Annotated in this window: 17 protein-coding genes; 8 read left to right on the forward strand and 9 right to left on the reverse strand. The window is 43.5% G+C overall.

Annotated features, from left to right (window positions below; all coding sequences use genetic code 11):
• Positions 1-123 precede the first annotated feature (123 nt).
• Positions 124-1404: a peptide-methionine (S)-S-oxide reductase MsrA gene (msrA, locus tag OCI93_RS13575; protein ID WP_261626606.1), complete on the forward strand. Its 1281-nt coding sequence runs from the start codon at positions 124-126 to the stop codon at positions 1402-1404.
• A gap of 104 nt (positions 1405-1508) precedes the next feature.
• Here msrA and OCI93_RS13580 read toward each other — a convergent pair whose 3' ends face one another.
• From OCI93_RS13580 to OCI93_RS13615, 8 genes are all read right to left on the reverse strand, one after another.
• Positions 1509-2168, reverse strand: coding sequence for a 3-oxoacid CoA-transferase subunit B (locus OCI93_RS13580; RefSeq protein WP_261593569.1), 660 nt, complete (start codon positions 2166-2168; stop codon positions 1509-1511).
• A gap of 10 nt (positions 2169-2178) precedes the next feature.
• Positions 2179-2877: a CoA transferase subunit A gene (locus OCI93_RS13585; RefSeq protein WP_261593571.1), complete on the reverse strand. Its 699-nt coding sequence runs from the start codon at positions 2875-2877 to the stop codon at positions 2179-2181.
• Positions 2878-2998: 121 nt separating this feature from the next.
• Entirely contained in the window at positions 2999-3898 is a 900-nt protein-coding gene (locus OCI93_RS13590) for a hydroxymethylglutaryl-CoA lyase (RefSeq protein ID WP_261593572.1), read from the reverse strand.
• 1 nt (position 3899) lies between these two features.
• On the reverse strand, positions 3900-5852 hold the full coding sequence (locus OCI93_RS13595) for an acetyl/propionyl/methylcrotonyl-CoA carboxylase subunit alpha (protein WP_261626607.1): 1953 nt from the start codon (positions 5850-5852) through the stop codon (positions 3900-3902).
• A 10-nt stretch (positions 5853-5862) separates the two neighbouring features.
• Positions 5863-6645: an enoyl-CoA hydratase-related protein gene (locus tag OCI93_RS13600; RefSeq protein WP_261593574.1), complete on the reverse strand. Its 783-nt coding sequence runs from the start codon at positions 6643-6645 to the stop codon at positions 5863-5865.
• Between the two features lie 12 nt (positions 6646-6657).
• A complete protein-coding gene (locus tag OCI93_RS13605) occupies positions 6658-8265 on the reverse strand; it encodes a carboxyl transferase domain-containing protein (protein ID WP_261626608.1) in 1608 nt (535 codons plus the stop codon).
• An 11-nt stretch (positions 8266-8276) separates the two neighbouring features.
• Complete coding sequence (locus OCI93_RS13610) at positions 8277-9452, reverse strand: isovaleryl-CoA dehydrogenase (protein WP_261593576.1); 1176 nt, start codon at positions 9450-9452, stop codon at positions 8277-8279.
• Positions 9453-9472: 20 nt separating this feature from the next.
• Positions 9473-9868 (reverse strand): MerR family transcriptional regulator, encoded by a 396-nt coding sequence (locus OCI93_RS13615; RefSeq protein ID WP_261593578.1) that lies wholly within the window; start codon positions 9866-9868, stop codon positions 9473-9475.
• A gap of 321 nt (positions 9869-10189) precedes the next feature.
• Between OCI93_RS13615 and OCI93_RS13620 the strand changes: the two genes are divergently transcribed.
• The 7 genes from OCI93_RS13620 to OCI93_RS13650 all read left to right on the forward strand — a co-directional run bounded on the left by OCI93_RS13620 (position 10190) and on the right by OCI93_RS13650 (position 17779).
• Positions 10190-11368: a thiolase family protein gene (locus OCI93_RS13620; RefSeq protein WP_261593579.1), complete on the forward strand. Its 1179-nt coding sequence runs from the start codon at positions 10190-10192 to the stop codon at positions 11366-11368.
• Between the two features lie 88 nt (positions 11369-11456).
• Positions 11457-12947 (forward strand): CoA-acylating methylmalonate-semialdehyde dehydrogenase, encoded by a 1491-nt coding sequence (locus OCI93_RS13625; RefSeq protein ID WP_261593580.1) that lies wholly within the window; start codon positions 11457-11459, stop codon positions 12945-12947.
• Between the two features lie 82 nt (positions 12948-13029).
• Positions 13030-14187, forward strand: coding sequence for an acyl-CoA dehydrogenase family protein (locus tag OCI93_RS13630; protein WP_261626609.1), 1158 nt, complete (start codon positions 13030-13032; stop codon positions 14185-14187).
• A 10-nt stretch (positions 14188-14197) separates the two neighbouring features.
• Positions 14198-14974, forward strand: a complete 777-nt coding sequence (locus OCI93_RS13635) for an enoyl-CoA hydratase (RefSeq protein WP_261626610.1) — start codon at positions 14198-14200, stop codon at positions 14972-14974.
• The gene (locus OCI93_RS13640; RefSeq protein WP_261626611.1) at positions 14974-16113 is read left to right on the forward strand and encodes an enoyl-CoA hydratase/isomerase family protein; all 1140 of its coding nucleotides are present in this window, start codon (positions 14974-14976) and stop codon (positions 16111-16113) included. The genes OCI93_RS13635 and OCI93_RS13640 overlap by 1 nt, the downstream gene beginning before the upstream one ends.
• An 11-nt stretch (positions 16114-16124) precedes the next feature.
• Positions 16125-17012: a 3-hydroxyisobutyrate dehydrogenase gene (gene mmsB / locus OCI93_RS13645; RefSeq protein ID WP_261593585.1), complete on the forward strand. Its 888-nt coding sequence runs from the start codon at positions 16125-16127 to the stop codon at positions 17010-17012.
• Positions 17013-17017: 5 nt separating this feature from the next.
• Entirely contained in the window at positions 17018-17779 is a 762-nt protein-coding gene (locus OCI93_RS13650) for an SDR family oxidoreductase (protein ID WP_261626612.1), read from the forward strand.
• A gap of 99 nt (positions 17780-17878) precedes the next feature.
• Here OCI93_RS13650 and OCI93_RS13655 read toward each other — a convergent pair whose 3' ends face one another.
• Positions 17879-18853: an integron integrase gene (locus OCI93_RS13655; protein WP_261593587.1), complete on the reverse strand. Its 975-nt coding sequence runs from the start codon at positions 18851-18853 to the stop codon at positions 17879-17881.
• Positions 18854-19193 lie beyond the last annotated feature (340 nt).

Raw genomic sequence — 19193 nt, forward strand, 5'->3', positions numbered from 1 at the left:
TTATGATTAGTCGTTGAAGCACCAAATTACAGGGACCAATTTGCACTATTCAAATCGTTGCTTGAAATAACCTGTCGAACTTTAAGGTCTAGTATACAGATTGAATATAACAGGAAGAGATTTATGATGAAGCGATTTATATACGCATCTATATTGCTAATAGCTTCGGTATCCGCTTGGGTCGCAGCACAAAGTACGTCAGTTTCGCCACCAAAACAAGCCAGCTCGCATATCAAAACCATTGTGTTGGGCTCAGGGTGCTTTTGGGGGGCAGAAAAGCGCTATGAAGCAATGCAAGGGGTATTAGATGCGGAGTCTGGCTATGCTGATGGAACTGGTTTTAAAGCCAGTTACAGAGCCATAACACAGGCGAGTCGCCGCTTTGATGAAAATAATTATGCAGAAGTGGTAAAAGTAACCTACAACGCTAACATGCTAAGCACAGAGCAGTTACTAATGCACTATTTTGAGAGCCATGATCCAACTCAAAAAAACCGTCAGGGTAATGATGTGGGAACCCAATACCGTTCAATTATTTTATTTAGTGAACAATCGCAGCTTGATATTGCACGTTCGGTTACAGCGCAATATCAAACATTGTTAAGTGCAGCGGGCTTTGGTGAAATTCAAACTAATATAATACCACTTAAAGCATTTTATTCGGCCGAAGAATATCATCAAAATTACTTGGCTAAGAATCCTGACGGCTATTGCCCCGACCATTCAACAGGTGTGGTGTTTAAAAAAGAGGCTAAACCAAATGCAATAAGCAATGATGCATTGCAAGCGGGAAAGCATATTATCGTAATTGACTCTCAAAATTACTGTGCATACTGTGAAAAGTTAAAAAAGACGGTGTTGAATGACTACCAAGGTAATATTGCATTGCACTTTAGGTATGCCAACCAATTACAAGGGTTAGACCTTAAAACACCGACATGGGCCACACCGACTATCATTTTCATCGAACAAGGGAAGGAAGTATTTGCGCATCAGGGAATTATGAGTAAACCAGATTTTTATCGTGCATTAGGTGCGTTTAAACTAGGTGACACAGAAGCCTATAAAGTTGCCTTTAACAGTGCTACCGATGCACCTTTTTGTAAGCAGTATGATTTATTTAAAAACAGCGGTGAAGGTATTTTTATTGATAAGCTCAGTGGTGCGGCATTATTTGATACTAAAGATAGATTCAACTCTGGCACCGGGTGGCTGTCATTTAAACATCCTGTGGCAGGCAGCGTAACTTATCATAAAGATAATAGCGATGGTATGCGCCGCACTGAGCTGCGATCTAAAACCAGTGGTATTCACCTTGGCCATGTATTCAAAAATGAAGGGCCCGGTGGAAGCGATCGTTATTGCATTAATGCAACCGTGCTTGATTTTATACCTAAAAGCTAATGCTTAATGTTAATACCCAAACGCGGCATAAAAAAAACCCCTCGTGAGAGGGGTTTTGGGTAACTCAGCGCCATTGGCACTGGGAATGAGGTCGGTACATGGTGTTAGGCAAACTGCATTTGGGGAGTATCGCCATTGACGATTAGCTTACCTGCTGTTTTGCTTATAATTTCATCAACACTAACACCCGGCGCACGTTCTAGCAAATGGAATGCGCCGTCTTTTACTTCTAGCACAGCTAAGTCAGTTACGATCTTTTTAACACAATTCACACCCGTTAGTGGCAAAGTACATGCCTCTAACAGTTTTGAATCGCCGTGCTTGCTGGCGTGGGTCATAGTAACAATAATATTTTGTGCGCCGGCTACTAAATCCATTGCACCACCCATGCCTTTTATTAACTTTTTCGGGATCATCCAAGACGCGATATTGCCTTGCTGATCAACTTCAAATGCACCTAGAACCGTCAAGTCTACATGACCACCCCGTATCATGGCAAAACTATCTGCACTATTAAATATTGCTGCACCTGTCGCTGCTGTCACGGTTTCTTTACCCGCATTGATCATATCTGCGTCAACTTGGTCATCAGTTGGGTACGGTCCCATACCTAATAAGCCATTTTCAGATTGCAGCATTACTTCAATACCTTCAGGTACAAAGTTAGCAACCAATGTAGGAATACCTATTCCTAAGTTAACGTAATATCCGTCTTGTAGTTCTTGAGCTACGCGCATTGCTACTTGTTCACGTGATAAAGCCATTTTATTCTCCTTATTTACGCGTAGTAACACGCTCAATGCGTTTTTCAAAGTCGCCTTTGATCACGCGGTTAACGTATATGCCGGGGGTATGAATTTGGCTTGGCTCTAACTCTCCTGGCTCAACAATTTCTTCAACCTCGGCAACGGTAATTTTTCCTGCTGTTGCTGCCATAGGATTAAAGTTCATTGCGGTATGGCGAAACACCAAGTTGCCATAGCGGTCAGCCTTCCATGCTTTAATAATGGCAAATTCACCCGTGATAGATTCTTCAAGAATATAAGGGCGACCATCGAACTCTTTTACTTCTTTGCCTTCAGCTACGGGTGTACCGTAACCTGTTGCAGTATAAAACCCTGGAATACCCGCACCACCTGCGCGCATTTTCTCTGCAAGCGTACCTTGTGGTGTTAGCTCAACATCAATGATGCCATCTAACAGTTGTTGTTCAAATAAAGCATTTTCACCAACATAAGACGCAATAATTTTTTTAATCTGACGGTCATGCAACAGCACACCTAAACCAAAATCATCAACACCACAGTTATTAGATACGACCGTTAGTTCTTTGGTTTTTTTACGCTTAATTTCGTTGATCAAGCCCTCTGGAATACCACACAATCCGAAGCCACCCGCAATGATGGTATCACCATCTTTAATTCCATCCATTGCTTCGGCGTAGCTTGTTACTACTTTATCGAAACCGGCCATTAGCCCACTCCTAAAGGTTGTTTATTATGTATTGTGCCCAAAACGAAGTAGGGCACAATGATTGTTCGTTTTTAGTACGTTGAACTATATACAACGTATTTGGCACTGCTTTTTGCTGCACCTAGCACTTCGCTTGTAAAGCCAAAGACACTTTGCTAATAGGCTGCTTATTTAATGCCTCGCAAATTGCCCAGCCAGCTTTGGCTAGTCTTTCTAAATCAATTTGGGGGTCAATGCCAAGCCCTTGCAGTAAGTAAACTACATCCTCAGTGGCAACATTTCCTGACGCGCCTTTGGCGTAAGGGCAGCCACCTAGGCCTGCAACTGCGCTATCGATGGTCGCAATACCCATTTCAAGCGCTTTACTAATATTAGCTAAGGCTTGGCCGTAGGTGTCATGAAAATGTACCGCAAGCTTGTCAGCACTGATGTGTTCGAGCAATAAGCTTAATAACGTATGTACCTTATTAGGGGTGCCAACGCCAATCGTGTCACCTAGGCTGACTTCGTAACAACCCATAGCCAACAATTGTTTACACACATCCAATACTGCTTCTGGTTCGACCTCACCTTGATAAGGGCAGCCTAAAACACAGCTCACGTAGCCGCGCACTTTTACACCGTTTGCTTTGGCCAGTTCAACTACAGGTTTGAAGCGTTCGATACTCTCATTAATTGAGCAATTGATGTTTTTTTGAGTAAATGCTTCGCTTGCTGCGGTAAAAATTGCAAACTCTTTAATGCCTACATCAAGGGCGGCTTCGGCACCTTTTAAGTTCGGGGTCAATGCGCTAAAAGTAACATTTGGGTGTTTTGCAATGCCCTTAATTACCTCACTAGAGTCGGCCATTTGTGGCACCCACTTAGGAGAGACAAAGGCACCGGCTTCAATATCACGCAAGCCCGACTCTACCAGTGCATTAATTAAAGCGATTTTTTGCTCAGTGGTGACACTGACTTCATTTTGTAGGCCATCTCGAGCACCTACTTCGACGATTCTAACTGCACTAGGATATGCCATATTACGACTCCAAAGGCTCAACAATGGCAAGCATATCGCCATGACTGACCAATGACCCTTCAGCAAAACAGTAGCTGGTCAGGGTGCCATCAAACGGAGCATTCAGCGTGTATTCCATTTTCATTGCTTCAATTACAACAACCGCATCACCTTTGCTTACTGGGCTGTTAAGTGCCTGTAAGTGTTTTACCACGGTGCCGTTAAGCGGCGCGGCAAGCGGTGCAGCTTCATGCTCATGGTCACTAATGTAATGTTTAGACTTAAGTTCAAAGCTATGCGCATATGCTTGATACATCACAGTGATAGCGTGTTCTTCAACTAACACATTGGCGGTATACTTTTTACCATCGATAACTGCATTGAGCAATGTTCCATCTAAAGTGGCGCTTAACTCGATGGTTGCATCATTTTGCGTAACATTAATGGTGTGAGCGTTTAACGTTGCGTGAATTGGTGCATCAACAAAAGGCACAATAACCTTTGCAACTTGGTTTAACCTAAAACCAAGCGTACTTTGCCAAGCTGTATTGTTTGTTTTTGGTTGTGCATGTTTTATAAAAGCAGCCAGTGCAAGCAGTTGCAATTGAGCTTCGGGGATTGGTTGCTGCGTTAACGTTTGCGTTTGGCTATCAATAAAGTGCGTATCAGGGGCGCCTGCCATAAAAGTAGGGTGGCCGGCTAAATAATGTAAAAATGCAACGTTACTCTTCACACCCGCTAAATGTACTTCTTCTAGGGCGTGGTGTAGTTTTAATAGCGCGGTTTGTCTGTCTGGTCCGTGTACAATCAGTTTGGCTATCATTGGATCGTAGAACGAGCTTATTTCAGCACCTGATTGTACGCCAGTATCAATACGCACGCCTTCACTTTCTTGCGGGAACGATAAGTGCGTTAGCTCACCAGAGAACGGCATAAAGTTTTCACGAGGGTCTTCTGCATAAATACGTGCCTCGAAGCTATGCCCCGTTAAGTTGATGTCTGCTTGTGTCAATGGCAGTGGCAGGTTGTTAGCAACACGAATTTGCCATTCAACTAAATCAAGGCCAGTCACCATTTCTGTTACTGGGTGCTCTACCTGTAGGCGAGTATTCATTTCCATGAAGAAGAACTCATCACCACATAGTAAAAATTCCACGGTCCCAGCGCCCCGATAATTAATTGCTTGTGCACAACGTACTGCCGCTTCACCCATCTCTTTGCGCAGCGCATCCGATAAACCGGGGGCTGGAGCTTCTTCAATGACTTTTTGGTGGCGGCGTTGTAGTGAACAGTCGCGGTCGCCTAAATAGACACAGTTACCGTGGCTGTCTGCAAACACTTGTACTTCAACGTGGCGAGGGGTATCTACATAACGCTCTAAAAGTACTAAATCGTTACCAAAGCCTGCTAATGCTTCACGTTTTGCACCATCAAGTAACGCTAAAAACTCTTTGCTTTCGCGTACTACCCGCATGCCTTTGCCACCGCCGCCAAAGGCCGCTTTAATCAGTACTGGGAAACCAATTTTTTCAGCTTCTGAGGCTAAAAAGTCGCTGTCTTGCTTTTGGCCATAGTAACCTGGTACCAGTGGCACATTTGCCTGTGCCATAATTTCTTTGGCGCGAGTTTTTGAACCCATGGCTTCAATTGAGCTGGCAAGCGGACCAATGAAAGCAATACCAGCTTGCTCACATGCATTGGCAAATTGGTCGTTTTCAGATAAAAAGCCATAGCCCGGGTGAACACAATCAGCGCCAGAGAGCTTGGCGACTTGCAATATTTTGTCTGCAACTAAATAAGAGTCTTTACTCGGTGCTGGACCAATATGATAGGCTTCGTCGGCTTGTTTTACATGTAACGCATTGGCATCAGCGTCTGAGTACACAGCGACGGTTTTTAAGCCTAAGCGCTTAGCGGTTTTCATAACGCGGCAGGCAATTTCACCACGGTTTGCAATGAGGATTTTTTTTAACATGTTTGATCCTTTACTGTTTTGCCGCGTTTTGCCAACTTGGCGCACGCTTTTCAAAGAAAGCGCTTAAGCCTTCTTGACCTTCTGGGCTAACACGAATTTGTGCAATGCGTGAAGCAGTATGCGCAATTAATGGCTCATCTATCTCTTTATTAGCAACCTCATTGATTAAAGCTTTTGCTGATTGCACGGCTTTAGGGCCGTTATTGAGCAATGTATCAATAAAGTATTGTTCGCTTTTTGCAAGGTCATCGCTAATATCATGAATTAGTCCAAGTGCCAGTGCTTGCTGTGCTTTAAATACTTCAGCGGTTAAAAAATACCGACGAGCCTGTCGTTCACCAATGGCTTTGATCACATACGGGCTAATTACTGCAGGTATTAACCCAAGTTTTACTTCACTTAAACAGAACTTAGCGTCGGGGGTGGCCACAGCGATGTCACAACAAGCAATTAAACCAAGCGCTCCACCAAAAGCAGCGCCTTGCACTAAGCACAAGGTAGGGTGCGGAGACGTTGCCAATACCGACATCAATTTGGCAAGTTGTGCAGAGTCCGCAACATTCTCTTCAAAGTTGTTGTTAGCCATTGACTTCATCCAACCTAAATCTGCACCTGCAGAGAAGTGTTTGCCCTGTGTTTTGAATATCAGAGCACGAATATCTAAGCTGTTTGCATGTTCAATGCATTGGATCAACTCGTTAATGACCGAATCGTCAAAGGCATTATGTTTTTCGGGACGACTTAACTCTAAAATCGCCACTTTTGTTTTTGTTATCGTTAAAGTGACTGACATAGCCTGCTCCTGTTACATTCTGAAAATGCCAAATTTTGACTCTTTACTTGGTGCATTGGCTGCTGCTTCAAGTGCTAACCCTAACACGGTGCGAGTATCGGCAGGGTCTATAATGCCGTCATCCCACAAACGCGCGCTGGCATAGTAGGGGTGACCTTGCTTTTCGTACTGCTCAACAATTGGTTTTTTGAACTTGGCAACTTCTTCGTTGTTCATACTCTGGCCTTTACGTGCTAAACCATCTTGACGTACTTGCGTTAACACGCCCGCTGCTTGCTCGCCACCCATCACTGAAATTCGGGCATTTGGCCACATCCACATCATAGTCGGTTCATAAGCGCGACCACACATACCATAGTTACCTGCGCCGTAAGAGCCACCAATCAATACTGTGAATTTAGGTACATCTGCACAAGAAACCGCAGTTACCATTTTAGCACCATGCTTAGCAATACCTTCGGCTTCGTATTTTTGACCGACCATAAAGCCTGTGATGTTTTGCAAAAATAGCAGTGGAATGTCGCGTTGAGCGCACAGTTGAATAAAGTGTGCGCCTTTTTGTGCAGACTCAGAGAACAAAATACCGTTATTTGCCACTATGCCCACAGGATGACCATAAATCTCAGCAAAACCTGTCACTAATGTATCGCCAAAGTAGCGCTTAAACTCATCAAATTGAGAATCATCAACGATACGTGCAATCACTTCACGTACATCAAATGGCTTCTTCAAATCGGTGCCGACAATACCGTACACTTCACGAATGTCGTAACGCGGTGGCTTTACATCTTTTAATATCGGGCGAGTGGGGCGTTGATGGTTAATGCGCGCAATACATTGACGAGCGATTGACAGTGCATGTTCATCATTTTCAGCATAGTGATCTGCTACACCTGATGTTTTACAGTGCACATCAGCACCGCCCAAATCTTCTGCACTTACTTCTTCACCTGTTGCTGCTTTAACCAGAGGTGGACCTGCTAAAAAGATAGTACCTTGCTCTTTTACAATAATACTTTCATCGGCCATTGCAGGAACATAGGCACCACCTGCAGTACACAAACCCATTACTACTGCAATTTGTGGAATACCTTTGGCTGACATACGTGCTTGGTTATAAAAAATTCGCCCAAAATGCAGTTTATCTGGAAATACTTCGTCTTGCTCAGGCAAATTTGCGCCACCAGAGTCGACCAAATAAATACATGGGAGGTGACAGCGTTCAGCAATTTCTTGCGCGCGTAAATGTTTTTTAACAGTAAGCGGAAAGTAAGTACCGCCCTTGACGGTGGCATCGTTGCCAACAATCATACATTCAATGCCTTGCACGCGACCAATACCTGCCACAACACCTGCACAAGGTATGTCTTGTTCATACACGCCAAATGCAGCAAATTGAGAGATTTCTAAAAAGGGCGAGCCTTCATCGAGTAGGGTATTAATACGGTCACGGACGAATAATTTTCCACGGCTTTGATGACGAGCGATGAGTGCTTCACCGCCACCTTGAGATAATGTAGCGACTTTGTCGTTTAAATCAGCAACCAGCGATGCCATGGCATCACTGTTTGCTTTAAACTGACTGTCGTGAGGGTTAACTGAAGAGTTAAGTACAGTCATGAGATAATTCCTTAGCGGCTTTCTGTGAAAAGCTCTCGGCCAATGAGCATTCGGCGGATTTCTGAAGTTCCCGCGCCAATTTCGTATAATTTTGCATCACGCAATAGGCGGCCAGTTGCATATTCGTTGATATAACCGTTACCCCCTAAAATTTGTATGGCATCAAGCGCCATTTTAGTGGCAAGTTCTGCTGCATATAAAATTGCCCCTGCAGCGTCTTTACGAGTCGTTTCACCACGGTCGCATGCTTTAGCAACTGTGTATACGTATGAGCGAGCGGCATTCATTTGTGTATACATATCAGCAACTTTGCCTTGAATAAGCTGGAACTCGCCAATTGACTTGTTAAACTGCTTCCGTTCATGAATATAAGGCACAACAATATCCATACATGCTTGCATGATACCAAGCGGGCCAGCAGCTAATACAACACGCTCATAATCTAAACCGCTCATGAGCACTTTAACGCCTTCATTTAGGTTACCCAGTATGTTTTCTTCGGGTACTTCACAATCTTCAAATACCAATTCACAGGTGTTTGAACCGCGCATACCCAGCTTGTCTAGTTTTTGTGCTGTTGAAAAACCAGGAAAGTCTTTTTCAACTAAAAATGCGGTGATCCCTTTAGAGCCAGCATCTAAGTCTGTTTTGGCGTAAATAACTAATACATCAGCGTCAGGACCATTGGTGATCCACATTTTATTGCCATTTAAAATGTACTTATCGCCTTTTTTCTCGGCTTTAAGTTTCATTGATACCACGTCTGAGCCTGCATTAGGCTCACTCATAGCTAAGGCGCCAATGTGCTCACCGCTAATTAGCTTAGGAAGGTATTTGCGTCTTTGTGCGTCGTTACCATTGCGATTAATTTGGTTAACACACAAGTTGGAGTGTGCACCGTAACTCAAACCAATAGAAGCACTGGCACGGCTAATCTCTTCCATGGCAATAACGTGTTCCAAATAGCCCATACCTGCACCGCCAAACTCTTCAGGTACGGTAATGCCTAGCACACCCATGTCGCCAAATTGTGGCCATAATTGATTTGGGAAGTTATTGTCTAGATCTGTTTTTTCGGCAATTGGCGCAATTTCTGCACTAGCAAAGCTATTAACATGATCACGGATCATGTCAGCAGTTTCACCTAAGCCAAAGTTCATTTCTTTATATAAAGATACGGTGCTCATAATAGTCATCCTGTGAGAGATTATTCTTCTAAATTTTTTAAGGTGTCGCGGCAACGGCGCTCGGCGGTAACCAGCTCCATCAACACAACTTTAATGTCGTCCATTTGCTGACTTAAATCAGCTTTTTTCTCTTCAATAAGTTGCAGCATGGTTGAAAGCTGTTTGGCGCTGGATTTGTCGGCATCATACAACTCAAATAAGCGGCCAGTCTCAGCCAATGTAAAGCCCAAACGCTTGCCTCTTAAAATCAACTTTAGGCGCACTTTGTCGCGCTTAGAGTAAACACGGGTTTGACCGTGACGTTCGGGAGATAGCAAGCCCTGATCTTCATAAAAGCGTATACTTCGCGTTGTAATATCAAACTCTTTCGCTAAGTCGCTGATCGAATAGGTTTCTTCGTTTTGGTTATCTTGCATGGTAATTTACACGTTGACTTCAATACTGATTAGACCAATATAAGTGAAGTTTACGTAAAGGTAAAGTTATGCGTGAAAATCATACTTTAGTAGTAGTGGGGTGGCATGTGGGTTATATCACAAAAAACAACCCTGAAACATAGAAGCTACGGCGTTTGGAAAGCAAAGTGTGCAACTAATGTTTACAAATTCAACGAACGCAGTTTGCTTGATTTTAGATTTACGTTGGCGTAAACGTAAATATTATGTATGCTCAAATTAATGAACAAATCGTTTAAGCAGGGTGCCATATTTTCTGGTATCTGTGAATAGGAGTTTAAAATGAGTAATGATGCAGTAGTCATCGTAGCCGCAAAGCGTACCCCAATGGGTGGCTTTATGGGCGCATTATCCGGTGCCAGTGCAACGGACTTAGGCGCAAGTGCAATTAAATCTGTTATGAATGACACGGGCTTAAGTGACGCGTCGATTGATGAAGTGATCATGGGATGTGTGTTACCTGCGGGCCTTGGCCAAGCACCTGCACGTCAAGCAATGCTGCATGCTGGGCTTGCTCGCTCGACGGGCGCGACGACTATTAACAAAGTATGTGGTTCAGGTCTTAAAGCAGCAATGCTTGCGCATGACTTAATTAAAGCGGGTAGCATCAACACTGCGCTTGCTGGTGGTATGGAAAGCATGACTAACTCGCCTTATTTCATTCCAAAAGCGCGTGGCGGAATGCGTATGGGTCATGGTGAAATTAAAGATCACATGATGTCTGATGGACTGGAAGATGCTTATGACAACAAGGCCATGGGATGTTTTGCACAAGATACAGCGGATCAATACGGCATTACTCGAGAGCAAATGGACGAATTTGCACTTAACTCATTAAGTAAAGCAAATGCGGCAATTGAAAATGGTAGTTTTGCTGGTGAAGTTGCACCTGTCACGATTAGCGCTCGCCGTGGAGATGTAGAAGTAACTATCGATGAGCAGCCTGGCAATGCCCGTCCTGAGAAAATCCCTAGTTTACGTCCAGCTTTTAAAAAAGATGGTACGGTGACCGCAGCTAACTCATCGTCAATCTCTGACGGTGCAGCTGCATTGATTTTAATGAGTGAATCAGAGGCCAAACGTCAAGGCCTAACGCCACTGTGTAAAATTGCTGCACACGCAACACATTCACAACTGCCTTCTGAATTTACCTTAGCACCAGTAGGTGCAATGAACACTTTACTTGAGCGCACAGGTTGGAGCAAAGACGACGTTGATCTTTGGGAGATTAACGAAGCATTTGCCATGGTAACTATGTTAGCGATTAACGAAATGGGCCTAGATAGCAGCAAAGTTAACGTTAACGGTGGCGCATGTGCATTGGGTCATCCAATTGGTGCAAGTGGCGCACGTATTTTAGTGACGCTTATTCATGCGCTTCGTAATCGTGGCCTGTCAAAAGGTATTGCATCACTGTGTATTGGTGGTGGCGAAGCGGTAGCGCTGGCAGTAGAAGTTTAAATAAAACTCTTATGGCACCAAAAATATTAGGCAAAATAATTATTACAGCCTTTGGTGCCTTGACACATAATCTGGGGAGGAGTGCTCCATGCACCAAGTACCTTTATACATCAACGGCGAATTCACACAATCATCAACCGATAAATGGATTGATGTTGTAAACCCTGCAAATCAAGAAGTACTGGCCAAAGTGCCTTGTGCAACAGAGCAAGAAATGCGCGCAGCAATTAACTCTGCACAAGAGACGTTTAAAACATGGAAAGAAATTCCGGTTACTGAGCGTTCGCGTATTATGATGCGTTATGCTGCTTTATTAAAAGAACATCATGATGAACTTGCAACCATAATTTGTCATGAGCTGGGTAAAACTTTTGAAGACGCTAAAGGCGATGTTTGGCGTGGTATTGAAGTCGTTGAGCAAGCAGCCAACGCGCCGTCTATGATGATGGGCGAAACGGTAGAAAACGTAGCACGTAAAATTGATACATACTCATACATGCAGCCGCTAGGCGTATGTGCGGGTATTACCCCGTTTAACTTTCCGGCTATGATCCCACTTTGGATGTTCCCAATGGCGATTGTGTGCGGTAACACCTTTATTCTCAAACCATCAGAGCAAGACCCATTAACGCCAATGCGTTTAGTTGAACTATTTGAAGAAGCGGGCGCACCAAAAGGCGTACTTCAGGTTGTTCATGGTGCCAAAGAGCAAGTAGACCAAATTCTAGAAGCGCCAGAAATTCGTGCTATTTCGTTTGTAGGCTCATGTGGTGTTGGTCAATACATTTATTCAAAAGGTACGCAACACTTAAAACGTGTGCAAGCCTGTGTTGGCGCTAAAAATCATATGGTGATTATGCCTGACTCGAAAAAAGAGCGCTTGATCAGTAACCTTGTAGGTTCATCAGTGGGAGCGGCAGGTCAACGCTGTATGGGTATCTCTGTTGCGGTATTTGTTGGTCAATCAAAAGAGTGGATAGATGACTTAAAAGAAGCGCTATCAAAAGTTCGCCCGGGTGTGTGGGATGACCCACAAGCAGCGTATGGTCCGCAAACTACGCCACAAGCCAAGGCACGTATTTTGTCATTGATTGAAGGCGCAAAACAACAAGGAGCAACTTGTTTGCTTGATGGCTCTGACTGTACGGTAGAAGGTTATGAACAAGGTAACTGGGTAGGCCCAACGTTGTTTAGCGATGTAACTACCGATATGGACCTGTACAAAGAAGAAATATTTGGCCCTGTACTGGCGTGTATGTTTGTAGATACGCTTGATGAGGCAATTGCGCTTATTAATGCAAGCCCATATGGCAATGGGACGTCGTTGTTTACATCAAGTGGCGCAGCGGCACGTAAGTTTCAGCACGAGATTGAAGTGGGCCAAGTGGGTATTAATGTGCCAATTCCTGTGCCATTGCCATTTTTCTCATTCACTGGTTGGAAAGGATCGTTCTATGGCGATCAGCACACCTATGGTAAGCAAGGCGTACGTTTTTACACTGAAACTAAAACCATTACCTCACGTTGGTTTGAAGACGATATCGCTTCAGGTCCAAACATGAGTATTAACCTGAAGTAATTCAGCGTTTCAAAAACCTACAATAATTATTAACTAAGCCAGCGTTTATCTGGCTTAGTCATCAACACAACAAGAGGTCTTTATGGACTTTAACCTTAACGAAGATCAACAGGCATTTGCCGAAACCGCGTATCAATTTGCAATGAGTGAGCTGGCTCCTAATGCCGCATTATGGGATCGCGAACATATTTTTCCTAAAGATGTGATTAAAAAAGCTGGAGAGCTTGGCTTTTGTGGTTTGTACACACCAGAAGAGGCGGGTGGCCTTGGTTTATCACGTTTAGACTCAAGTATTATTTTTGAGCAACTATCGATGGGTTGTACAGCAACCACTGCTATGTTAACCATTCACAATATGGCCACTTGGATGATTGCAAGCTTTGGTACTGATGCAATAAAAAGCGCATACATTGACCAGTTGGTAATGGGTGAGTTGCTTGCATCTTATTGTTTAACTGAGCCGGGTTCTGGCTCAGATGCGGCATCACTAAAAACTAAAGCCGTGAAAGAAGGTGATGAGTACGTACTAAACGGCTCAAAAATGTTTATCTCTGGTGCAGGTGAAACAGAGGTGCTGGTGGTGATGGCACGCACAGGTGAAGCAGGCCCGAAAGGTATTTCTGCATTTGTTGTACCGGCTGACGCAGCTGGTGTAGTGTACGGCAAAGCAGAAGAAAAAATGGGTTGGAATGCACAACCTACACGTTTGGTAACCCTTGAAAACGTAAGAATTTCAGCTGAACATTTACTTGGTCAAGAGGGTGAAGGTTTTAAATTTGCTATGCAAGGCCTTGATGGCGGTCGTATCAATATTGCAACTTGTTCAATTGGTACCGCGCAACAAGCATTAAATACCGCGAAGCAATATATGCAAGAGCGTGAGCAATTTGGCAAACCATTAGCGGCATTTCAAGCGTTGCAATTTAAGATTGCCGATATGAACACAGAACTTGTAGCTGCACGCCAAATGGTGCGTTTAGCGGCGTTTAAACTAGATACAAATGATGCAGAGAAAACCACTTACTGTGCCATGGCTAAACGTTTTGCCACCGATGTAGGCTTTAAAGTGTGTGACGATGCGCTGCAAATTCATGGTGGCTACGGTTATATTAAAGAATACCCATTAGAGCGTCATGTACGTGATGTTCGTGTACACCAAATTTTAGAAGGTACTAACGAAATTATGCGTGTGATCATCGCACGTCGTATTTTAGCTGAAGGCGCAGCAAGCGTTTTATAAGGAGCACATCATGAGCGCACAACTTAAACTTGAAAAACAAGGTAACACCGCAGTTATAACCATGAGCAACCCACCGGCAAACACGTGGACGCGTGACACATTAGTGGGTTTAAAAGAGCTGGTTAATGAACTAAATGCAGACAAAAATATTTATGCTTTGGTTATTACCGGTGAAGGTGAAAAGTTCTTCTCAGCGGGTGCTGATTTAAACGTGTTTGCCAGCGGCGACAAAGGCGTTGCGGCTGATATGTCTCGGGTATTCGGTGAAGCATTTGAAACGTTAAGTGATTTTAGAGGCGTTTCTATTGCAGCTATTAATGGTTTTGCTATGGGTGGTGGCCTTGAGGTGGCATTAGCTTGTGATATTCGTATTGCAGAATCGCAAGCACAAATGGCACTACCTGAAGCTAAAGTTGGCTTGTTACCGTGTGCTGGTGGTACGCAAAACCTGTCGTGGTTGGTAGGCGAGGGCTGGGCGAAACGTATGATTTTGTGTGGTGAGCGCTTAAAAGCTGACAAAGCACAACAAATTGGTTTAGTTGAAGAAGTGGTTGCAACGGGTGAGGGTTTAAATGCAGCCTTAGCACTTGCTGACAAAGTAGGTGAGCAAAGCCCGGTAGCGGTAAGTGCATGTAAAGCATTAATTCAAAAAGGCCGTACTGGCACCATTAATAGTGCGCTGCCATTAGAGCGCGAATTATTTGTTACTTTGTTTGATACGCAAGACCAAAAAGAAGGCGTTAATGCATTTTTAGAAAAGCGTAAGGCAAATTGGGTGAATGGTTAATGGCTAAGTTACAGTTACTCAATCAAGCTGATGCGCCAGTGGTATTTGAGTTGGCGCACTGTGATAACGGCATGCAGGTGGCATTTGCTACGTTAAATGTACCTAAAGCGTTAAACGCTTTAAATTTAGATATGATCCATTTGCTATCAACACAACTAGACGCTTGGGCTAATGATGAACAAGTGGCGATGGTAGTGCTAAAAGGTGAAGGTGAAAAAGCCTTTTGTGCCGGGGGGGATGTAGTCAGTTTATACAAAGCTATGGCCGCTAACGACGGTAACGACCATTTACAAACCTTCTTTGCGCAAGAATATCGATTAGATTATAAAATTCATACTTATAGCAAACCTATTTTACTTTGGGGTAATGGTATTGTAATGGGCGGTGGTTTAGGACTAATGGCGGGTGCTAGCCATAAAGTGGTGACTGAATCGGCGCGTATTGCAATGCCTGAAATTACCATAGGCTTATACCCAGATGTAGGCGGTAGTTATTTTTTAAATAAAATGCCAGAAGGTGTTGGATTATTTTTAGGGCTTACTGGTGCGTCGATTAATGCCAGTGATGCACGTTATACCGGGCTTGCTGATCATTTTATGGATGCGGATAAATACGGTGAGTTGTTGGCAGCACTATTGGGTATTAACTGGGATGAAGCCAGTAGTTTAAACCATGAAAAGCTAACCGAAGCGCTAACAGAGTTTGATAAAAACTCAGCTCAGCCACCAAAAAGCGAGCTTAAAGCACTTCAGCCACAACTAACAGAGCTTAATACATTAACGGGTTTACAGGCTCAAGTTGACTACATTTTGGCGTTGCCAAGTGACGACAACAAATGGTTGGCTCGTGCACAAAAATCACTAAAACATGGTTCAGCACTGAGCGCGGTATTAGTGAGTGAGCAACTCAAAGCGGGCAAAAATAAAAGCCTAAAAGAATGCTTTATGTTTGAACTGGGTATGAGTGTACAAGCGGGGTTATCTGGTGAGTTTCAAGAAGGTGTTCGGGCTTTGTTAATTGATAAAGATGGCGCACCTCAGTGGCAGTTTAGTTCAGTGAGTGACGTAACCGCCAGTACAATTACCCCATTTTTAACGCCTAAGTGGGATGATGCAACACACCCATTGACGGATATGTAAGGATAAGAATTATGGCAAACATTGGATTTATTGGCTTAGGCAACATGGGTGGCCCGATGGCCAGCAATTTGCTTAAAGCAGGCCACTCGGTAACCGTATTTGATTTAAGCGAAGAAGCTGTGGCTGAGCTAAGCATACAAGGCGCTAAGGCTGCAAGCAGCGTTGAGCAAGTATGTGACAACGCTGAATTTGTAGTAAGTATGCTACCTGCTGGCAAACATGTACGCATGATTTATTGTGGCGAAAATGGCCTGATCAATCACTTAAACAAGTCAACGCTGGTGATCGATTGCTCAACCATTGATGCTGAGTCAGCACAGTTTGTTGGTAATGAGCTTGCCAAAGCAGGCATTAGCTTTGTTGATGCGCCTGTTTCAGGCGGGGTAGCAGGTGCAGCAGCAGGTACACTCACCTTTATAGTGGGCGGCACTGATGCCGACTTTAACCGCGCCAATAGTATATTAACCGATATGGGTAAAAATATATTCCATGCGGGTAATATTGGTGCAGGCCAAGTGGCTAAAATTTGTAACAACATGCTGCTAAGCATTTTAATGGCAGGCACCAGTGAAGCATTACAAATGGGTATTGACCATGGTTTAGACCCTAAAGTACTGAGCGAAATTATGCTCAATAGCTCGGGTCGTAACTGGACATTAGAGCTGTATAACCCATGCCCAGATGTGCAAGAAAATGTGCCAAGCACCAATGGCTATAAGCCGGGCTTTATGGTTGATCTAATGGCCAAAGACCTAGGGTTAGCACAGCAAGCGGCTCAGCAAACTAACTCAGCAACACCTCTAGGTGCCATGGCTAAAAACCTCTACAACCTAATGCAAAACCAAGGTAAAGGTGCTGAAGATTTTAGTGCAATTTTTAAATTATATAGTGAAAAGTAACCCCTATGGATATCAAAAATAAAACCGTAGTGATCACCGGAGGCGCGCAAGGTTTAGGCTTTGCGATGGCCACAGAAATGGCAACACAAGGCGCAAACCTTGCTTTGATTGACATGCAAGAAGAGGTATTAGCAACTGCTAAAGCTGAATTAAGCAAGCTGGGTACGCAGGTAAACACCTATGTTGCCAATGTAAGTGTTGAAAGCGAAGTTGAAGCGGTATTTAACGCCATTGAGGCTGATTGCGGCAATATTACTGTGCTGATTAATAATGCTGGTATTTTACGTGACGGTTTATTACTCAAAGCTAAAGAAGGCAAAGTAATAGACAAAATGGCATTATCACAATTTCAATCTGTGATTGACGTGAACCTAACTGGCGTATTTTTGTGCGGCCGAGAGGCGGCTGTTAAAATGGTCGAAGCAGGGGACGGTGGCGTTATTATTAATATGTCGAGTGTGGCACGCTCAGGTAATATGGGTCAAACCAATTATTCAGCGGCAAAATCAGGCGTTGTTGCTATGACTACCAGCTGGGCTAAAGAGCTAGGCCGTTTTGGTATTCGAGTAGGTGCCATTGCACCGGGTGTTATTCGCACGACCATGACAGATGCAATGAAGCCCGAAGCTAAAGAGCGTTTAGTAAAAATGAAGCCAGTTGGGCGCTTGGGTGAAGCACAAGAGATTGCCCATACCGCTAAGTACATTATCGAAAACGACTTTTTTACAGGCCGTGTGGTAGAGATTGATGGCGGTATTCGCTTGTAACTGCGTTTTAGTTTCGCATAAGAAAAGGCATTCTGAATGTTCAGTGTGCCTTTTTATTTTTCAACATCATCAGCTTAAATTGATTTAATGATGTTGATATTACGTAGGTACTTGCAAATAAGACAGTGGGCTCATTACTCCTTGGCCGCCTTGATGAATTACATGGGTATAGATTTGCGTTGTACGTACATCAGTATGACCTAACTGTGCTTGCACGGTTCTAATATCTGCTCCACTTTGCAGTAAATGTGTAGCAAATGAATGACGCAAGGTATGCGGTGTGACATGCTTGCTGAGCCCAGCCATTTTAGCTGCTTTTTTGACGCTCCTTTGGACTTGTTTTTCATCAAGGTGGTGTCGGCGAAGTTGTTGTGTTTCTGGGTCAGTACTGAGTTTGTGTGATGGAAATAAGTATTGCCAATTTAAGTGTTTGTTGTGTCCTTGATATTTTTTCCTTAATTGGTGGGGAAGCCAAACGCCATCATAATACGGATGTTGTAAGTCTAGCTGCAAGTGGCTTTGAACTTGTTTAATTTGATTTTTTAGCAATGGGGTGAGCTCTTTGGCAAGTGTAACAACTCGATTTTTACGACCTTTGCCATCCCAAACTCGGATACAGTGATAGTCAAAATCAATATCTTGTACACGCAAACGCATGGCCTCCATGAGTCTCAAACCGCTGCCATAAAGCAGTGCGCAAGGTAAATAGTGACGTGTATCGCATATTTTTAAAAGTGCAGCAACTTCATCTTTGGTTAACACCACAGGAAGCTTTTTAGCTCGGTGACTCTTATTAAAGTTTAAATTCAGTGATAGAGGTGCTTTAAGTATTTCTTTATAAAGGTAACTTAGCGCGTTTAATGCTTGAGCTTGGGTGCTTTGAGAAACATTTTGTTGGTTTGCAAGGTGGCTAAGAAATAGCTCAGTTTCAAGGTTGCCCATTGTACTTGGGTGGCGCATATCATTAAAACGAATAAAGGTAGCTATCCATCTTAGGTATGATTCTATGGTTCGTTTGGCATAGCGGCGCATAATCATATGCTCTTGCACCATGGTTAAAAAAGGTGACTTCATAAACAGTTCCATTTGTTATTGAATGCTGTACATATAGACAGTTTCTGGGAGGTTGTCCAATAACATTATTACGGCCCGTTTTGTCCAATTTTGACTGAGGCTACTTTTGGTTGACTGTGATAGCTTGTTTACATGGAAGTTTTTACATGTCAAAATTTGAATATGTAATATAACCCGTTTTGTCGGTATTTATTCCGACATTTTGGGAGAGAATAAGCTGTTAGGCATACAAGGAGAGTTCAGTGAAAAAATTAACTTTAGTATTCATATCCCTTATTTTATCTTTTTCAAGTTCTGCAAATGAAAAGTTCACGGCAGATCAATTAATCGAGAAAGCAAA

The sequence above is a fragment of the Pseudoalteromonas holothuriae genome (assembly GCF_945859825.1).
Classification (GTDB): domain Bacteria; phylum Pseudomonadota; class Gammaproteobacteria; order Enterobacterales; family Alteromonadaceae; genus Pseudoalteromonas; species Pseudoalteromonas holothuriae.

Bases quoted from the DNA above. Each gene is read 5' to 3' on its own strand.
- msrA (WP_261626606.1), top strand. From the start codon at position 124: ATGATGAAGCGATTTATATACGCATCTATATTGCTAATAGCTTCGGTA.
- OCI93_RS13635 (WP_261626610.1), top strand. From the start codon at position 14,198: ATGAGCGCACAACTTAAACTTGAAAAACAAGGTAACACCGCAGTTATA.
- OCI93_RS13600 (WP_261593574.1), bottom strand. From the start codon at position 6,645: ATGTCAGTCACTTTAACGATAACAAAAACAAAAGTGGCGATTTTAGAG.
- OCI93_RS13650 (WP_261626612.1), top strand. From the start codon at position 17,018: ATGGATATCAAAAATAAAACCGTAGTGATCACCGGAGGCGCGCAAGGT.
- OCI93_RS13610 (WP_261593576.1), bottom strand. From the start codon at position 9,452: ATGAGCACCGTATCTTTATATAAAGAAATGAACTTTGGCTTAGGTGAA.
- OCI93_RS13580 (WP_261593569.1), bottom strand. From the start codon at position 2,168: ATGGCTTTATCACGTGAACAAGTAGCAATGCGCGTAGCTCAAGAACTA.
- OCI93_RS13655 (WP_261593587.1), bottom strand. From the start codon at position 18,853: ATGAAGTCACCTTTTTTAACCATGGTGCAAGAGCATATGATTATGCGC.
- OCI93_RS13590 (WP_261593572.1), bottom strand. From the start codon at position 3,898: ATGGCATATCCTAGTGCAGTTAGAATCGTCGAAGTAGGTGCTCGAGAT.
- OCI93_RS13605 (WP_261626608.1), bottom strand. From the start codon at position 8,265: ATGACTGTACTTAACTCTTCAGTTAACCCTCACGACAGTCAGTTTAAA.
- OCI93_RS13585 (WP_261593571.1), bottom strand. From the start codon at position 2,877: ATGGCCGGTTTCGATAAAGTAGTAACAAGCTACGCCGAAGCAATGGAT.
- OCI93_RS13630 (WP_261626609.1), top strand. From the start codon at position 13,030: ATGGACTTTAACCTTAACGAAGATCAACAGGCATTTGCCGAAACCGCG.
- OCI93_RS13595 (WP_261626607.1), bottom strand. From the start codon at position 5,852: ATGTTAAAAAAAATCCTCATTGCAAACCGTGGTGAAATTGCCTGCCGC.
- OCI93_RS13615 (WP_261593578.1), bottom strand. From the start codon at position 9,868: ATGCAAGATAACCAAAACGAAGAAACCTATTCGATCAGCGACTTAGCG.
- mmsB (WP_261593585.1), top strand. From the start codon at position 16,125: ATGGCAAACATTGGATTTATTGGCTTAGGCAACATGGGTGGCCCGATG.
- OCI93_RS13625 (WP_261593580.1), top strand. From the start codon at position 11,457: ATGCACCAAGTACCTTTATACATCAACGGCGAATTCACACAATCATCA.
- OCI93_RS13640 (WP_261626611.1), top strand. From the start codon at position 14,974: ATGGCTAAGTTACAGTTACTCAATCAAGCTGATGCGCCAGTGGTATTT.
- OCI93_RS13620 (WP_261593579.1), top strand. From the start codon at position 10,190: ATGAGTAATGATGCAGTAGTCATCGTAGCCGCAAAGCGTACCCCAATG.